This is a genomic window from Actinokineospora sp. PR83, assembly GCF_021056305.1.
In the GTDB taxonomy this organism is placed as follows: domain Bacteria; phylum Actinomycetota; class Actinomycetes; order Mycobacteriales; family Pseudonocardiaceae; genus Actinokineospora; species Actinokineospora spheciospongiae.
Genome location: NZ_JAJCXD010000037.1, coordinates 1 through 15,952, shown reverse-complemented (window position 1 = coordinate 15,952; position 15,952 = coordinate 1). Strand labels below are relative to the sequence as shown.

Below are 15,952 nucleotides of genomic sequence, written 5' to 3'. Positions count from 1 at the left end.
GTACCCGCCGCGGGCGCCCTCGGCCATGATCGCGGGAGTTGTCCACCGGCACCGGGGGTTCCCTGTGATCTTCAAGCGGTTCTCAGTGGTCGTGGCCTTGGTCGCCGCAGGCGTGGGCGGCCTGGCGGGCGTCGCCCAGGCGGCCCCGGCGACGGTGGGCAACACCGACGGCGACGGCCTCAACGTCCGGGTCTCGCCCACCTCCGCGAGCGGGTCGCTGGGGTTGGTGTTCGACGGCCGCGCGGTCGACATCTCCTGCCAGGCCAGGGGCCAGTCGGTGACCAACACCCGCGGCTTCACCAGCGACCTGTGGGACTTCGTCCCCGCCCTGGGCGGCTACCTGGCCGACGCGTACATGGCGACCGGGCACGACTACCGCATCCCCGGCGTCCCCGACTGCGGCGGTGCGCAGGGCAGGCTGGTGCCGGTCTCGCAGTTCCAGGGCCAACCCAACCAGGGCGAGGACTGCGGCCCGACCAGCGTGGTGACCGCCCTCCTCGCCGCGGGCGTGACCCCGCGCGGCTGGAGCCCGACCAGCCCGGTCACCGCGATCAACCAGGCCCGCCGCGACATGGGCTACGACCCCACCTGGAACAACCCGAACCAGTTCGGCACCGGCGAGCAGGACGTGCGCACCGCCTTGGCCCGCAACGGCGTCCAGGCCCGCGTCCTCTTCGGCGACCTCGACGCGACCCTGGCCCACGTGCGCGCGGGCAGGCCGGTCGTGCTGGCCGGGAACATGGTCAGCCTGCCCTGGTCGGGCAACCGCGTGCCGCACTTCCTGACGGTGGCCGGGTACGAGGGCGGGCAGTACCTCGTCCTCGACCCGGCCTCCGACACCGTCGTCTACCGCACCTCGGCCACGGTCCTGCGCGCGTACTGGGACCACGACCTCGGCCGGGCGGGGGTCCTGCTCTAGCCCGGGGTTTTGGTGGGGGTGCCCGGCTGGGTGGATGACCGACTTGCGGGCAAACCCCGGCTCCGCCGGCGAGACCACCAGCCACTCGAACCGCATGTGCGCAGTTACCAGCCACCCACCCGGGCACATCCTGAAAATCTCGGCTCTTGAACCGCCCGTCAGCGGTACTGCGAGGCGTCCACCGTGGTCGGGTCGACGCCGGGCTTGACGACCTCGGCGAACCAGCGGCCCCAGTCGGGGCGGGAGCCGTCGAGGTCGGTGAAGCCGTACTCGCGCATCAGGGTCCAGCTCGCCATGGTGCGCCCGGCGAACCGGGAGACCCCCGGGTCCGCGGCGAGGGCGGCGATGGCCCGGCCGACGTAGTGCGGGGACTCGGCCATGATGTAGTTCGGGTCCTTGGCCGTGCCGTCGCGCCAGTTGTCCTCGGTGACGCCGAAGTGCTCCAGCATCATCTCCGAGCGCAGGAAACCGGGGGTCACGGCCAGGCCGGTGGCGCCGTGCGCGGCGAGGTCCTTGCCCAATACGCGGCCGATGGCCCGGACACCCGACTTGACCAGGAAGTACGGGATGCCGACGCCGTGGTTGTACTCCTCGTCGTCGCCGTCGGTGACCTCGACGACCAGGCCGCCGGGGCGGGCGACGACCAGCGGCAGCAACCGGTGCAGGGCGATCAGGTGCGTTTCCAGGCCGTTGCGCACCACGCCGAGCGCCCGGTCCAGGTCCGACGCCCAGAAGTCGGTGTTGAACTCGACGAACTGGTCTCCGCCCCAGACGTCGTCGACGAGCACGTCGATGCGGCCGTGGTCGGCGGCGACCCGGTCGCGCAGGGCGTCCACATCGGACACCGAGGTGAAGTCGCAGCGGACGGCGACGCCGGTGCCGCCCGCCGCGTCGACCAGTTCGGCGGTCTCGTCGATGGTCTCGGTGCGCTTCATCGGTGACGCGGTCTCGCGGGTGGTGCGGCCGGTGGCGTAGACGGTCGCCCCGGCCGCGCCCAGTTCGACCGCGATGCCGCGGCCGCAGCCCCGGGTCGCCCCGGTGACCACGGCGACCTTGCCCTCCAGCGGGCGTGCCATGTCAGTTCCCCCTCATCGGTTCGGTGGTCCGGCGCCAGGCGTCGAGCACGGCGTCGGTGTCCTCGGTGAGCCGGTCGGCGAGCAGGCCGCTCGGGCGGATCGACCAGTCGATCGATGCGCCGTTGACCAGCGAGAGCAGCACCCGCGCGGCCACCGGTGGCGGTGGCGCGGCGGGCAGGTCCGCGGCTTCGACCGCGGCGCGCAGCTCGACCTCCAGGGCGGCGAAGTGCTCGCCGAGCAGGGCGGTCAGCCGCGCGTCGCCCAGGTCGACGCCGAGCAGGCGCAGGTGGTTGGCGGCGGATTCGGCGTCGCCGAGTCCGCCGTGGGTGCTCACCGCGGCGGCCCGGAGGGCGGCGACCGGGTCCGGTTCGGCCATCCGCGCCGCGCGCACGGCCGCGACCGCGTTCGCGGTGGTGTACCGGGTCAGCGCGGCGAGCAGGCCGGGCTTGGAGCCGAAGCGCCCGGCGACGGTGCCGACCGACACCCCCGCCTCCCCGGCCACCTGGGCGAGGGTGAACGCTGGGCCGATCCGCCCGGCGACCACCGCGGCGGCGGCGAGCAGCCGGTCGTCGGTGATCGTCTTCGGGCGGGCCACACCAGTTATTGAACCACGGTTCAGAAACCCTGTCATCAACGGATCAGGGTCGACTCAGGGTGCTCACCGATGCCGCGGGGTATCCAGGGGGCGGGAAGCTACCTCCTGAAGATGACGGGCGCGCACGACCACAGGACGACGCGCCCACGACCGGCGGTGGGACACGCTGGTCGGGTCAGCCCGGGGGACACGCAGGACAACAAGGGGAGATCAGCATGATCGAGGCAGTGGGCCTCACCAAGCGGTACGGGAAGACGGTCGCGGTCGACAACCTGTCGTTCACCGTCCCGACCGGACGCGTCACCGGCTTCCTCGGCCCGAACGGCGCCGGGAAGTCGACCACGATGCGGATGATCCTGGGGTTGGACACGCCGACCGGGGGGTCGGTGCACATCGGCGGCAAGAACTACCGCGACCTCAAGAACCCGCTGCGCACGGTCGGCGCGCTGCTCGACGCGAAGTGGGTGCACCCGAACCGCTCGGCCCGCGCCCACCTGGCGTGGATGGCCAAGTCGAACCGGATCCCCGCCAAGCGGGTGGACGAGGTCCTCGACATCGTCGGCCTGACCGGGGTGGCGGGCAAGAACGCGGGCGGCTTCTCGCTGGGCATGTCGCAGCGGCTGGGCATCGCCGGGGCGCTGCTCGGCGACCCGCAGGTGCTGCTGTTCGACGAGCCGGTCAACGGCCTGGACCCGGAGGGCATCCTCTGGATCCGCAAGTTCATGCACCGGCTGGCCGACGAGGGCCGCACGGTCTTCGTCTCCAGCCACCTGCTCTCGGAGATGGCGCTGACCGCGCAGGAGCTGGTGGTGATCGGCCGCGGGAAGCTGATCTCGCAGTCGAGCACCGAGGACTTCGTCGCCCAGGCCACCGAGAACACCGTGCTGGTGCGCAGCCCGCAGCTCGCCGACCTGCGCGCCGCGCTGGGCCGCTCGGGCGTGTCCATCCGGGACGAGGGCGACAGTCTGGTCGTGTCCGGGATGGACATCGCCGAGATCGGCGAGCTGGCCGCGCGCAGCGGGGCGGTGCTGCACGAGCTGAGCCCGCAGCGCGGTTCGCTGGAAGAGGCGTTCATGCAGCTCACCGGCGACTCGGTGGAGTACCACACCGACATCGCCGACGAGGCCGCCGCGCTGCTGACCACCGAGGGCGTGAAGCGATGACGCTGCTCGCCGTCGAGCGGATGAAGCTGTTCACCACCCGCTCACCGTGGTGGTGCGCCGCGCTGGCGCTGGCGCTGACCATCGGGTTCGCCGCGCTGATGGCGGCCACCGCCGACGCGCAGGCGCCGGTGACCGTGGGGGCCAGCCAGTTCGGCTACACGTTCGGGATGGTCGTGGTGATGGTGATGGCCGCGCTGGCCATCACCACCGAGTACCGGTTCGGCACGATCCGGGCCACGTTCCTCGCCTCGCCCGGCCGGACCCCGGTGCTGTTCGCCAAGACCGCCGTGGTGGCCCTGGTGGCCGGGATCATCGGCGAGGTGGCCGCGTTCGGCTCGTGGGGGATCACGAAGCTGCTCGCGCCGAACGCCGACCTGGCGCTGCAGACGCCCTACGAGTGGCGCGCGGTGGCCGGGGTGGGCCTGGTCTACGCGGTGGCCGCGGTGCTGGCGGTCGGGGTGGGGGCCCTGGTCCGGCAGTCGGCGGGCGCCATCTCGATCCTGCTGATCTGGAGCTTCCTGGTCGAGGGCCTGGTCCAGCTCATCCCGCGGGTCGGCGACGACATCCACCGGTGGCTGCCGTTCACCATGGCCGACAAGCTGATCACCGGGGACCCGGACCCGACCGGGCGGGACGTGTTCTACGGCCCGCCGCCGTCGGACGCCGCCCTGGGCCCGTGGCCCGCGCTCCTGTACTTCGCCGGGGTGGCCGCGCTGGTCTTCGCCGCCGCGGTCGTCACGACCAACCGGAGGGACGCCTGATGACCCTGCTCGCGACCGAGCGGATGAAGCTGTTCAGCACCCGCTCGCCCTGGTTCTGCGCCGTGCTCGCGCTGGGGATGGTGATCGGTTTCGCCGGGCTGCTGGCGCTGGCCGAGGACGACCCGACCGCCCTGGGGCTGCGCAGCACGCTGTTCGGCTGGCAGTTCGGCCTGATGGTCGTGCTGGTGATGGGCGCGCTGGCGATCACCACCGAGTACCGGTTCGGCACGATCCGCACCGCCTTCCAGGCCGTGCCCAACCGCACCGCGGTGCTGCTGGCCAAGGCGGGCGTGGTGGCGGCGCTGGCGGGCGTGATCGGCGAGGTGGCCGCCTTCGGCGCCTGGGGCACGGCGAAGGTGCTCGCCCCCGGCGCGGACCTGGCGATCTCGGGTGAGGCCGGGTGGCGCTCGGTGGCCGGGATCGGGCTGGTGTTCGCGGTGGCGGCCGTCATCGCGGTGGCGGTCGGCGCGCTGGTCCGGCAGTCGGCCGGGGCGATCTCGATCCTGCTGATCTGGACGATGCTGCTGGAGAACCTGGTGGGGCTCATCCCGCGGGTCGGCGACGACGTCCAGGACTGGCTGCCGTTCATGGCGGTCAACCGGTTCCTGGGCGACCCCGGGCCGGACCCGGTGCTGGGCCCGTGGGCGTCGATGGCCTACTTCGCCGGGATCGCCGCGGTGCTCCTGGCCGTCTCGGTGGTCGTGGTGAACAAGCGGGACGCGTAGGACCACGGGTCCGGCCGGTCTTCGGGGAACGGCCGGACCCCCTCGGGGAGCGGTGGGCCCTGGGCACCTTCGGGGGGTGCCCAGGGCCCTCGCGCGTCCGGCGCCGGGAGCGGTGCGGGCAGTCCGCAGTGGACGCAGCACTGAACCGATCCTGTTGCGGGAGGCCGATTTCCGCCCGCGCGCCGCTGTCGCGTTTCCCGGATCGACCATCCGGATTAAGACCGCGTTAAGAGCCTGTGAGGCGGCCCACAGCTTGCGGACGCCGCTCGCCGTCCCGGGGTCAGATGGACGTGAGAAACCCGTCTCGGAGCCCTGGAGGTGGACCTTGACGGTGGTTGATTCCGGCACACGCTCGACGCGGCAGCCGTCCGAGCAGCGCGGCCAGAACCGCGGCCTGCTCGTCGAGCCCCTGATCGAACTGGAGTGGTCGGAGGCGCTCGAACAGCCCGACACCACTTCGGCGGGAGTTCCGGCGGAGGCCCGCCGCGCCTGGGTGCACCGGGCACCGGAGGCTCAGGTCCTCGCGCTGTTCCGGGCCGCGGTCCTGGCCGCCCCGCACAGCGAGCTCCCGGCGCCCTGGTGGCTCCGCGCGATCGCGGACGGCGGCCTGTCCTCGCGGCGCGAGGGGTTCTCCGTCGAGGACCGCACGGCCAAGCTGCTCGACGCCCGCCCCGGCTGGGTGTTCGTGCCGTGGGGCGTGGACGGCGACACCGGCTACTGGGAGTACATGCCGTCCGAGCGCAGGCTCGGCGAACCCGGGATGCCCACGACGCTGGCCTACACCCACCGGCACCCCGGCTGGCTGGACGTCGTGCCGGTGCACGCCGGTCCGACGCCCGCGCCGATCGCCGTCGGCGGCCTGGTCGACCTGCGCAAGAACCTCGCCCGGCTGGAGTCCCTGGCACCCTGACCGGGGGCGGGTGGCAGGCTGTCCGCCGTGACACCGACGGACCAGGAGCCGCGCAAGCGCAGCGTAGTCAGTTTCGTGCACCGCGGCGGGCGGATGACCGTCGGCCAGGCGCGTGCCTGGGAGCGGCGCTGGGGCGAGTTGGGCAGGCAGGTCCCCGACCTGCCGCCGGGGCCGTTGGACGCCGACTCCTGGTTCGGCCGCTCGGCGCCGCTGCTGCTGGAGATCGGCTCCGGCATGGGCGAGACCACCGCGCAGCTCGCCGCCGCCGCCCCGGAGCTGAACTACCTCGCCGTCGAGGTCTACCAGCCCGGTCTGGCCCAGCTCATGCTGCGCGCGGAGGCGATGGAGCTGCGGAACCTGCGGCTGCTGCGCGGGGACGCGGTGGTGCTGCTCGGCGAGCACATCGCCCCCGACTCGCTGCACGGCGTGCGCATCTACTTCCCGGACCCGTGGCCGAAGAAGAAGCACCACAAGCGCCGCCTGGTGCAGGCCGGGTTCGTGGCCTTGGCCGCGTCGCGGCTGGCCCCCGGCGGGGTGCTGCACTGCGCCACGGACGTCGAGGACTACGCCGAGCAGATGCTGGAGGTGCTCTCCGCCGAGCCGCTGCTGCGCAACCGGTACGACGGGTGGGCGCCGCGGCCGGACTGGCGCCCGCTGACGAAGTTCGAGGCGCGGGCCGAGGTGGAGGGTCGGATCAGCCGCGATCTGCTGTTCGAGCGAGTGTGACCGGCTGGCAGCGCTGACTCTCTGTAGTAGAAGAGCCGAAAAAACCACCCATACGAGTACTCCAGTACGGGCCCATTCGGGCCGATAGACACTAAGTGACCGCTCTGCGCGACGACCGAGGTCTGCTCCCGGCTGTGGGGCGGCCGGGGCTGTTCGACGTCGCCGAGCGGTTCCTGCGCCGGTTCCACGGCGCCCGGCCCCGCGCGGGCGAGCTGGAGACCCGGCTGGCCAAGGTCCGGGCCGAGATCGCCGCCACCGGCACCTACCGGCACACCCCAGCCGAACTGGCCTTCGGCGCCCGGATCGCGCTGCGCGAGAGCGGCTGGTGCCCGGACGGGGTCCCCTGGCGCGGGCTGCTGGTGCGCGACCTGCGGTCGGTGCGCGACGCCGAGGACGTGGCCGAGGAGTGCGTGCGGCACCTGCGGATGGCCACCGGCGGCGGCACGGTCCGCCCGATGGTCAGCGTGTTCGCCCCGGACACCCCGTGGCGGCCGGGCCCGCGCATCCGCAACGACCAGCTCGTGCGCTACGCCGGGTACCGCGACGGCGACCGGGTGCACGGCGACCGGCGGTTCGTCGACTTCACCACCGCCGTGTGCAGGCTCGGCTGGCTGTCCCCCGGCGACCAGGGCCCGTTCGACCTGCTGCCGCTGGTGGTCGAGACCGGCCACGAGGGCGTGCGGCTGCACCAGGTGCCCAGGGCGGCGGTGCTGGAGGTGCCGCTGGCGCACCCGGAGCTGCCCTGGTTCGCCGGGCTGGCGCTGCGCTGGCACGCGGTGCCGGTGGTCAGCAACATGCGGCTGCACATCGGCGGCATCGACTACCCGTCCGCCCCGTTCAACGGCGTCTACCTGGCCCGCGGCATCGGCGAGGAGTCCTTCGCCGACGACGGCGCGTACGGCCTGGGCCGGGTGGTGGCCGAGCGGCTCGGCCTGGACACCTCCAGCGACCGCACGCTGTGGCGCGAGCGGGTCGGCCTGGAGTTCAACCGCGCGGTGCTGCACTCGTTCGACCGGGCCGGGGTCAGCGTCGAGCACTCGGCGGACGCCTACCTGCCCGCCATCGAGCCCACCGGCGGTCCCGCCTTCCTGCGCCAGGCGCCGGTCCGCCCGCGGTGACGTGGCATCATCCGGGTGCATGAGTCTGCGTCTGCGCGCCCCCGTCGTCCTCCCGTGTGACCCCTCCTGCACCGTGCTGCGAGACGCCGTCGTCGACCTCGACGACGCGGGCCGGATCGTCCACTGCGGCCCGTTCCACTCCGCGCCCGAGCACACCGGCCCGGTCCGCGAGCTGACCGGCATCCTGCTGCCGGGTCTGATCAACACGCACGCGCACAGCCCGATGACCGTGCTCCGCGGCATGGGCGGCGACCTGCCGCTGATGCGCTGGCTGACCGAGATCATCTGGCCCGCCGAGGGCCGCCTCACCCCGTCCGACGTCTACGACGGCATGGTGCTCGGCTCGGTGGAGATGCTCCGCGCCGGTGTCACCACCAGCGCGGAGATGTACTTCCACGCCGAGGAGGTCGCCCGCGCGGTCCTCGACACCGGCGCCAGGGCGGTGCTGGCCCCGGCGGTGATGGACGTCCCCGGCTGGGACTGGCGCAAGCAGCTCGCGGGCATCAACGCCTGGATCGACGCCGACGGGGTGCGCTCGGGCCCGGGGGAGCGGGTCGAGGTCGGCTACGGCCCGCACTCGGCCTACACCCTGACCCCCGCCGCGCTGACCGAGGTGGCCGCCGAGGCCCGCGCCCGCGGCGCGCTGCTGCAGATCCACGTGGCCGAGTCGCTGCCCGAGGACGTCAAGCAGCGGGAGGAGTTCGGCTCGGTCCCGGCGCTGCTGGAGCGGGCGGGCGTCTACGGCGGTCGCGTCCTCGCGGCGCACTCGGTGCACCTGTCCGACGCCGACATCGCCCTGTTCGCGGCGAACTCCGTGTCGGTGGCGCACTGCCCCGGCTCCAACATGAAGCTGGCGTCGGGCATCGCCCGCCTGCGCGACCTGCGCGCCGCGGGCGTCGCCACCGGCATCGGCACCGACGGCCCGGCCTCCAACGACGACCTCGACCTGTGGGAGGACGTGCGGCTCGCGGGCATGCTGGCTCGGGTCGCCACGCTGGACTCGACCGTGGTGAAGGCCGCCGACCTGCTGCTGCTGGCCACCCGCGGCGGCGCCGACGCGCTGCACCGCACCGACATCGGCGCCCTGGAAGCGGGCCGCTGGGCCGACGTGGTGCACATCGGCGTCGACGACCCGGCCTTCGCCGCGGGCCTGGACGTGCCGGACGAGCAGGTGCTCTCCACCCTGGTGTGGGCGGCCGGTTCGCGCAGCGTCACGGACGTGTGGGTGGCGGGCACCCCGGTGGTCACCGAGGGGGAACCGGTCCTGGTGGACCGGCGGGCGGCCCAGGAGCGGGCGGGGAAGGTGACCGGGCGGCTGCTGTCCGCCTGAGCCGCCGGTACTCGCGGACGAAGTCGACGGTCTCCTGGGGGATCCAGAAGGCCAAGACGAACAGCAGGAACGCCGTGGGGACGTCGTCGACCAGCCACCCCAGGAGCGCGGCCAGACCCACCAGCACCGCGCCGAACCCCGCGCTCCACCGGAGGAAGCGGCTGATCGCCGCTCTTTCCTCGGCGTTCAGCCGGACCCGGTGGCGGGGTGGCCGGGGGGCGGGGTCCGCGCCCCGATCCCCGCCCACCCCGCTGCCGGGGGTGGGCGTCGACCGGGTCGGCTCATCCGGCTCGGCGGCGCGGTGCTCGGCGGTCACGGGTCGACTGTCGCGGCACCGCGCCCCCGGCCGCAAACCGTTTCACCGCGGTCGGATGACCACCTCGGTGAGGTGGGCGTCCGGGTCCGCGGTGACGGCCGCGCGCACGGCCTTGGCCACCGAGTCCGGGGTCAGGTAGTCCTCGGGGCGGTAGTCGCCGCCCTCGTCGCGGCGGATCGCCCTCTGCATGTCGGTGTCGGTGCGGCCGGGGTAGACGGTGGTGACGCGCAGGCCGGAGGTCTGCTCCTCGCCGCGCAGCACGTCGGCGTAGGCGCGCAGGGCGAACTTGCTCGCCGCGTACGGGCCCCACCCGGGGGAGGCGGTGCGCCCCTGCCCGGAGTTGATCAGCACGACGTGGCCCCGCGCCTGGCGCAGCGCGGGCAGCAGCAGCCGGGTCAGCTCGGCGACGGCGACCACGTTGAGCTCGAACGTGGCCCGCCAGCGCTCGGCGGTCGCCTCGGTGAGCGGGCCGACCTCGGCGGTGCCCGCGGAGTGCACGAGCACGTCGAGGGCGGGGATGCCGGAGGTGGCGGCGGCGAGCGCGGTCGGGTCGGTCAGCTCGACCGGCCACGCCCGCGCGTCGGGCAGCCGGTCGGCGGCGGCGTGCAGGGTGTCCACGTCGCGGCCGCCGAGGAGCAGCGAGTGGTCGGGGGCGAGCGCGCGGGCGATGGCGGCACCGATCCCCCGGGAGGCACCGGTGACGAGGGCGAGCGGGCGGGCGGTCATGGCACGAACCTATCGAGGCCCCGGAACGGGCACGCCGGGGCCGGGGACACCCCCGAGTCGCGGCGGGGGAACGCCCCGGCGGTGGGGCCGGGGGCTGCCCGGGCCGGTGCGGCCCGGGCAGCCCGGTGCTCAGCAGCCGACGCGGCGGCCGGGCTTCCAGATCTGCGCCACGGACGGGCGGGGCTGGGAGGTGCCGCCGTCGGGCCAGTGGGTGAGCGGGTTGTCGGCGCTGGCGCCGTCGAGCTCGCCAGGGTGCTGGACCGAGACCAGGACGAAGTCGTCCTCCACGATCGGGCCGCAGGTCTCCGCGCCGAGCGGGACGGTCAGGAACTGCTTGACCCGACCGCGCTCGGGACCCGTGGTCGGGACCGCGAAGAGGCCGTCATTGGAGCCCAGGGCGTTGCCGTCGGTGGAGATCCAGAGGTTGCCGTAGCGGTCGAAGGCCAGGTTGTCGGGGCAGCTGATCGGGCTGACCTGGGTCTTGTCGTAGCCGCCGAAGTAGGTGTCGGAGGTGGCGGGGTCACCGCAGACGAGCAGCAGGCGCCAGGCGAACGTGGTGGCCGTGTGGTCGCCCCGGCTCTCCTCCCACTCCAGCACGTGGCCGTGCCGGTTGCCGTTGCGGGGGTTGATCTCGGTGGGGCCCTCCTTGCCGGGCTTGCCGCGATCGGTGTTGTTGGTCAGCGCGGCGTAGACGCGGCCGGTGACCGGGTTGGGCTGCACGTCCTCGGGGCGGTCCATCTTGGTGGCGCCGACCTTGTCCGCGGCGAGGCGGGTGAAGACGTAGACCTCTTCGGCGGTGAAGCCCTCGACGTGGGACTCGTTGCCGGAGACCAACGGGATCCACTGGCCGGAGCCGTCGAACTGGCCGTCGGCCGGGAGGGTGCCGGTGCCGATCTCGGCGGCGGGGCTGTCGCCGGTGAACTTGGCGACGTAGAGGGTGCCCTCGTGCAGGAGGGTCTTGTTGTGCGCGCGGGCGCGCTTGCTCGCACCGGGGGCGAAGCGCTCCTTCGACACGAACTTGTAGACGTAGTCGAAGCGCTCGTCGTCGCCGAGGTAGGCGACCACGCGGCCGTCGCGGGCGATCTGGATGGTGGCGCCCTCGTGCTTGAAGCGGCCGAGCGAGGTGTGCTTGACCGGCTTGGCGTCGGGCTCCAACGGGTCGATCTCCACGACCCAGCCGTGCCGGTTGAACTCGTTGGGGTCCTTCGACAGGTCGAAGCGCGGGTCGAGGCGCTCCCACTTGCGCAGGCTGGCGCCCTTCGGGGTGCCGTAGCGGGCGACGCGGGCCTGCGCCACCGGGTCGGTGATGGTGTCACCGTTGGCGAAGTAGCCGTTGAAGTTCTCCTCGCCCGACAGGATCGTGCCCCACGGGGTGACGCCACCGGCGCAGTTGCCGAAGGTGCCGAACACCTTGCGGCCGGTCTTGTCGGCGTTGGTGCGCAGGAACCGGCTGCCCGCGGCGGGACCGGCGAACTCGAACTCGGTCTGCACGGTGATGCGGCGGTTGTAGCGCCGGTCGAGCCTGGGCACGATCTTGCCGGTGCGGTGCTCGCGCTCCACCACGACGACGGAGAAGCCGTGACCGGTCCAGCCGATCTTGATCTGCTCGTCGGTGGGGTTGGCGGCGTCGTAGCCGCGGAACATCGCGGACTCGGTGGTGTACTCGTGGTTCGAGCCCATCAGCCAGCGGTCGTGGCCGAACGGCACCAGGCCGCAGAAGTCGTTGTTGAAGCCGAACTGCTTGGCCTGCGCGGCGGCCGTCTGGTTGTCGAAGTCGAAGGTCGGGGCGCCGGGCAGCACCGGGTCGCCCCAGCGGATGACCACGTTCGACTGGTAGCCGGGCGGGACGACCAGCTTGTCCTCGCGGTTGGCGGCGACGGCCTGGAAGTCCAGGCCCCTCGGCGCCGGGGCGGGCTTCCCGGGCTTGTCGGGCCTGCCGCGGTCGGCGGCGGCGGTGCCCGCGAGCGCGGTGGCGCCCGCACCCGCGACGGCCAGGACGGCGCCCGCGCGGAGCATCCCGCGCCTGCTGACGATCGAGCGCACGACGTCGCCGAAGTACGCGTTGTCCGAGTGGTTCGGGGCCTCGTGCGAACAGGCGTTGGCGCAGCGGTACTGGCAGGTCAGCGCCGAGCGGCCCAGCGGGTGGTTCGGCGGCAGCAGCGGCAGGTCGATCCGGCCGTCAGTGGTGGACAAGGTGCCTCCTCGGTTTGCCCGGACACGGACAAGCCCTAGGTCGCGGTGGGGAACGGCGTGACCGTAAGAGTCCAACACCAGGGGGGACGGACATCGAGGTGAACGGCAGACGAACACCCGGGCGGTCCAAGCAGGTCGTCGGGTCGCGGACGCGCCGGAGGCGGCGAGCGGGGTCCCCCGCGCGCCGCCTCCCGGTCCGGTCCTGGTCCGAAGCTCGGCCTAGCGCTCGATGGCGCCCTTGATGAAGTCCTCGACCGCGCGGTAGGCCGCGTCGTCGGCGTACTGCTCCGGCGGGGACTTCATGAAGTAGCTCGACGCCGACAGGATCGGGCCGCCGACGCCCCGGTCCAGGGCGATCTTGGCCGCGCGCACCGCGTCGATGATCACGCCCGCCGAGTTCGGCGAGTCCCACACCTCGAGCTTGTACTCCAGGTTCAGCGGGGTGTCGCCGAACGAGCGGCCCTCCAGCCGGACGTAGGCCCACTTGCGGTCGTCGAGCCACGGCACGTGGTCCGACGGGCCGATGTGCACGTCCGCCTTGGCCATCTCGTGCGGGATCTGCGAGGTGACCGACTGCGTCTTGGAGATCTTCTTCGACTGCAGGCGCTTGCGCTCCAGCATGTTCATGAAGTCCATGTTGCCGCCGAAGTTGAGCTGGTACGTGCGCTGCAGCTCGACCCCGCGGTCCTCGAACAGCTTCGCCATCACCCGGTGCGTGATGGTCGCGCCGACCTGGGACTTGATGTCGTCGCCGACGATCGGGACCCCAGCGTCGGTGAACTTCTGCGCCCACTCCGGGTCCGAGGCGATGAACACCGGCAGGGCGTTGACGAACGCCACCTTCGCGTCGATGGCGCACTGCGCGTAGAAGCGGTCCGCCTCCTCGGAGCCCACCGGCAGGTAGGACACCAGGACGTCGACCTCGGCCTCTTTGAGCGCGGCGACGACGTCGACCGGGGCGTCGTCCGACTCGGTGATCATCTCGCGGTAGTACTCGCCGAGGCCGTCGTAGGTGTGGCCGCGCTGCACCGGCACGCCCAGCGGCGGCACGTCGCAGATCTTGATCGTGTTGTTCTCCGAGGCGCCGATCGCCTCGGACAGGTCGCTGCCGACCTTCTTCGCGTCCACGTCGAACGCGGCGACGAACTCCACGTCGCGCACGTGGTAGTCCCCGAACTGGACGTGCATCAGCCCGGGGACGCGGGTGGCCGGGTCGGCGTCGCGGTAGTAGTGCACGCCCTGCACCAGCGACGCGGCGCAGTTGCCGACGCCGACGATGGCCACCCGCACGCTCTGGCGGTTCTCGCCCATGCCGGTTCTCCTTCTCGATTCAAGCCGCGCAGTGCACGCGGGACTCGGTCACAGGCCGCAACGCCTGCCGGGGGTTACTCAGTCGGTCCGCGCTGCTCGCGCTGCTCGTGCGCGATCAGCTCGTTCAACCAGCGCACCTCGCGCTCGCTGGTCTCCAGTCCCAGCCGGTGCAGTTCCCGGGTGTAGCGGTCGATCTGCTCACCCGCCCTGGCCATCGAGCTGCGCAGGCCCTCCCTGCGCTCCTCGACGCGCCTGCGCCTGCCCTCCAGGATGCGCATCCGCACCTCGGCCGGGGTCCGCGAGAAGAACGCCATGTGGACGTTGAACCCCTCGTCGTCCCAGGTCTGCGGGCCCGCGTCGGCGAGGAGTTCGGCGAACCGCTCCTTGCCCTCGGCGGACAGCTTGTACACGCGCTTGCCGCGCCTGCCCCACGACGACCTCGCCGGTTCGGCCTCCGGGGCCTCCTCGGCGATGAGCCCGGCCCGCAGCAGCCGCCGCAGGGTCGGGTACAGCGAGCCGTAGGAGTACGCGCGGAGGGTGCCGAGGAGGTCGTGCAAGCGCTTGCGCAGCTCGTACCCGTGCATCGATGCCTCGTGCAGGAGGCCGAGGATCGCGAACTCAAGCACGGACACCTCCCGTCGCACCGATCGCTGACCTACTGGATGACTATATCGTGCCGATACATCAGCTCGGTGGACAACTCGGAACCGTGTGTCGATGGACACGTGAACTGCGCAGGTGGGGCGGGTAGTCGGGAGACCGCGCGTCGTGGCCGGTCAGGAAGCGTTCCGGAACCGTTCGGATCACAAACGTGACGCACGGTGCACGTCGGCTGGCCCGATCGGCCCATCGCCGTGGTATCGGCGGCAAGTACGCTGTTCCCGTGCGAACGCAGCGGCAGGTGGTCGACTACGCGTTGCAGCGCAGGTCGCTGCTCGCCGAGGTCCACTCGGGTCGCGTCGGCACCAACGAGGTGTGCGACGCCAACCCGTACCTGCTGCGCGCCGCGAAGTTCCACGGCCAGGCCACCGACGTGACCTGCCCGGTCTGCCGCAGGGAACAGCTGACCCAGGTCAGCTGGGTCTACGGGGACGAGCTCAAGCACGTCTCCGGTTCGGCCCGCGCGGTCGAGGAGCTGGAGCGGATGGCGGGGCTGTTCGAGGAGTTCACCGTCCACGCGGTCGAGGTCTGCCGGACGTGTTCGTGGAACCACCTGGTCCAGTCGTACGTCCTGGGGAAGGGGGGCGTTCGCACGCCCAAGCCCCGCAGGAGGACGGCGGCGGAGTGACCAGCGCTTTCTCCGCTCGACCGAGCACAGCACGACCACCGAACGGCGCACCCCCGGGTGCGGCCGGTCTGGGAGGCCCTTTCTCGTGAACGACCACGGCGACACGCGGCGATCCGGTGACCCCGGGTGGCCGTCCGGCGAACCCGCTGCACCCCCGCAGGAGGAGCAGACGGGCTTCTACAGCCCGCTGTGGGACGACGAGCCCGGGGAAGAGCGACCCGCCCCGCGGGAGCGGGCGGGCGACCGGGGTGGCAACGGCAGTGGACGCGGCGGCCCGACCGGGCCTGGCTCGAATGGTGATGTGAACATGGGTGGCGGGATGGGTGGACGCGGACCTGGCGGTCCCGAGGGCAGACCGAGTGGCGGGCCGGGTGGGCCCGAGGGCAGGCCGGGCGGTCCCGGCCCCAACGGCGGTTTCCCCGCCGGTCAGGGTCGCGGTGGACCCGCTCGACCCGGCGGCCCCGGCCCCGGCGGCGCTCCCGGCCCCAACGGCGGACCCGGCCCCAACGGCAGCCCTGGTCCCCGTGGCGGGCCCGGCCCGAACGGCGGCCCCGGTCCCCACGGCGGACTTGGCCCGAACGGCGGTCCTGGTCCCGGTGGCGGTCCCGGCCCCAACGGTGGACCGGGCCCAGCGGGCGGTCCCGGTGGCCCGGGCAGGGCTGGTGGGCCGCAGGCCGGGCCCGCGTGGCCCGGTGCCGGTGACCCCGGCCAGGGTGGCCCCGGCAGGCCCGGCCCGGCGGCGGGCGGTCCCGGTGGACCGGCAGGCGGACCCGGCGGCCCTGGTGGGCCGGTGGG

At 72.9% G+C, this 15,952-nt stretch carries 16 protein-coding genes; 9 read left to right on the top strand and 7 right to left on the bottom strand.

The features are described from left to right. Nucleotides 1-85: 85 nt before the first annotated feature. Nucleotides 86-919, top strand: a complete 834-nt coding sequence (locus L6E12_RS12790) for a C39 family peptidase (protein ID WP_236228120.1) — start codon at nt 86-88, stop codon at nt 917-919. A gap of 158 nt (nt 920-1,077) precedes the next feature. On the opposite strand, the gene L6E12_RS12785 is transcribed toward L6E12_RS12790, so the two are convergent. Both L6E12_RS12785 and L6E12_RS12780 read right to left on the bottom strand, forming a co-directional pair. Further along, the gene (locus tag L6E12_RS12785; RefSeq protein ID WP_236228119.1) at nt 1,078-1,995 is read right to left on the bottom strand and encodes an SDR family oxidoreductase; all 918 of its coding nucleotides are present in this window, start codon (nt 1,993-1,995) and stop codon (nt 1,078-1,080) included. Nucleotide 1,996: 1 nt separating this feature from the next. Further along, a complete protein-coding gene (locus tag L6E12_RS12780; protein ID WP_236228118.1) occupies nt 1,997-2,590 on the bottom strand; it encodes a TetR/AcrR family transcriptional regulator in 594 nt (197 codons plus the stop codon). Nucleotides 2,591-2,805: 215 nt separating this feature from the next. Between L6E12_RS12780 and L6E12_RS12775 the strand changes: the two genes are divergently transcribed. The 7 genes from L6E12_RS12775 to L6E12_RS12745 all read left to right on the top strand — a co-directional run bounded on the left by L6E12_RS12775 (nt 2,806) and on the right by L6E12_RS12745 (nt 9,323). Continuing rightward, complete coding sequence (locus L6E12_RS12775) at nt 2,806-3,753, top strand: ATP-binding cassette domain-containing protein (protein ID WP_236228117.1); 948 nt, start codon at nt 2,806-2,808, stop codon at nt 3,751-3,753. Further along, nucleotides 3,750-4,514, top strand: a complete 765-nt coding sequence (locus L6E12_RS12770; protein WP_236228116.1) for a hypothetical protein — start codon at nt 3,750-3,752, stop codon at nt 4,512-4,514. The genes L6E12_RS12775 and L6E12_RS12770 overlap by 4 nt, the downstream gene beginning before the upstream one ends. Further along, the gene (locus tag L6E12_RS12765; RefSeq protein WP_236228115.1) at nt 4,514-5,239 is read left to right on the top strand and encodes a hypothetical protein; all 726 of its coding nucleotides are present in this window, start codon (nt 4,514-4,516) and stop codon (nt 5,237-5,239) included. The genes L6E12_RS12770 and L6E12_RS12765 overlap by 1 nt, the downstream gene beginning before the upstream one ends. A 394-nt stretch (nt 5,240-5,633) precedes the next feature. Next, entirely contained in the window at nt 5,634-6,149 is a 516-nt protein-coding gene (locus L6E12_RS12760; protein ID WP_236228158.1) for a hypothetical protein, read from the top strand. A gap of 93 nt (nt 6,150-6,242) precedes the next feature. Continuing rightward, nucleotides 6,243-6,875 (top strand): tRNA (guanosine(46)-N7)-methyltransferase TrmB, encoded by a 633-nt coding sequence (gene trmB, locus L6E12_RS12755; RefSeq protein WP_236228157.1) that lies wholly within the window; start codon nt 6,243-6,245, stop codon nt 6,873-6,875. A gap of 95 nt (nt 6,876-6,970) precedes the next feature. Then, nucleotides 6,971-7,993, top strand: coding sequence for a nitric oxide synthase oxygenase (locus tag L6E12_RS12750; RefSeq protein ID WP_236228114.1), 1,023 nt, complete (start codon nt 6,971-6,973; stop codon nt 7,991-7,993). Between the two features lie 19 nt (nt 7,994-8,012). Next, entirely contained in the window at nt 8,013-9,323 is a 1,311-nt protein-coding gene (locus L6E12_RS12745; protein WP_236228113.1) for an amidohydrolase family protein, read from the top strand. Here the strand turns inward: L6E12_RS12745 and L6E12_RS12740 are convergent. The 5 genes from L6E12_RS12740 to L6E12_RS12720 all read right to left on the bottom strand — a co-directional run bounded on the left by L6E12_RS12740 (nt 9,238) and on the right by L6E12_RS12720 (nt 14,495). Further along, nucleotides 9,238-9,639, bottom strand: a complete 402-nt coding sequence (locus L6E12_RS12740) for a hypothetical protein (RefSeq protein WP_236228112.1) — start codon at nt 9,637-9,639, stop codon at nt 9,238-9,240. The two genes, L6E12_RS12745 and L6E12_RS12740, sit on opposite strands and share 86 nt — an antisense overlap. 42 nt (nt 9,640-9,681) lie before the next feature. Continuing rightward, complete coding sequence (locus L6E12_RS12735) at nt 9,682-10,365, bottom strand: SDR family oxidoreductase (protein WP_236228111.1); 684 nt, start codon at nt 10,363-10,365, stop codon at nt 9,682-9,684. Nucleotides 10,366-10,494: 129 nt separating this feature from the next. Continuing rightward, nucleotides 10,495-12,558, bottom strand: a complete 2,064-nt coding sequence (locus L6E12_RS12730; RefSeq protein ID WP_236228110.1) for a PhoX family phosphatase — start codon at nt 12,556-12,558, stop codon at nt 10,495-10,497. 219 nt (nt 12,559-12,777) lie between these two features. Further along, on the bottom strand, nt 12,778-13,869 hold the full coding sequence (locus tag L6E12_RS12725; RefSeq protein WP_236228109.1) for an inositol-3-phosphate synthase: 1,092 nt from the start codon (nt 13,867-13,869) through the stop codon (nt 12,778-12,780). A gap of 74 nt (nt 13,870-13,943) precedes the next feature. Continuing rightward, a complete protein-coding gene (locus L6E12_RS12720) occupies nt 13,944-14,495 on the bottom strand; it encodes a PadR family transcriptional regulator (RefSeq protein WP_236228108.1) in 552 nt (183 codons plus the stop codon). A gap of 257 nt (nt 14,496-14,752) precedes the next feature. Here L6E12_RS12720 and L6E12_RS12715 point away from each other — a divergent pair, with 257 nt between their 5' ends. After that, complete coding sequence (locus L6E12_RS12715; protein WP_236228107.1) at nt 14,753-15,157, top strand: DUF5318 domain-containing protein; 405 nt, start codon at nt 14,753-14,755, stop codon at nt 15,155-15,157. The last annotated feature ends 795 nt before the right edge of the window (nt 15,158-15,952 follow it).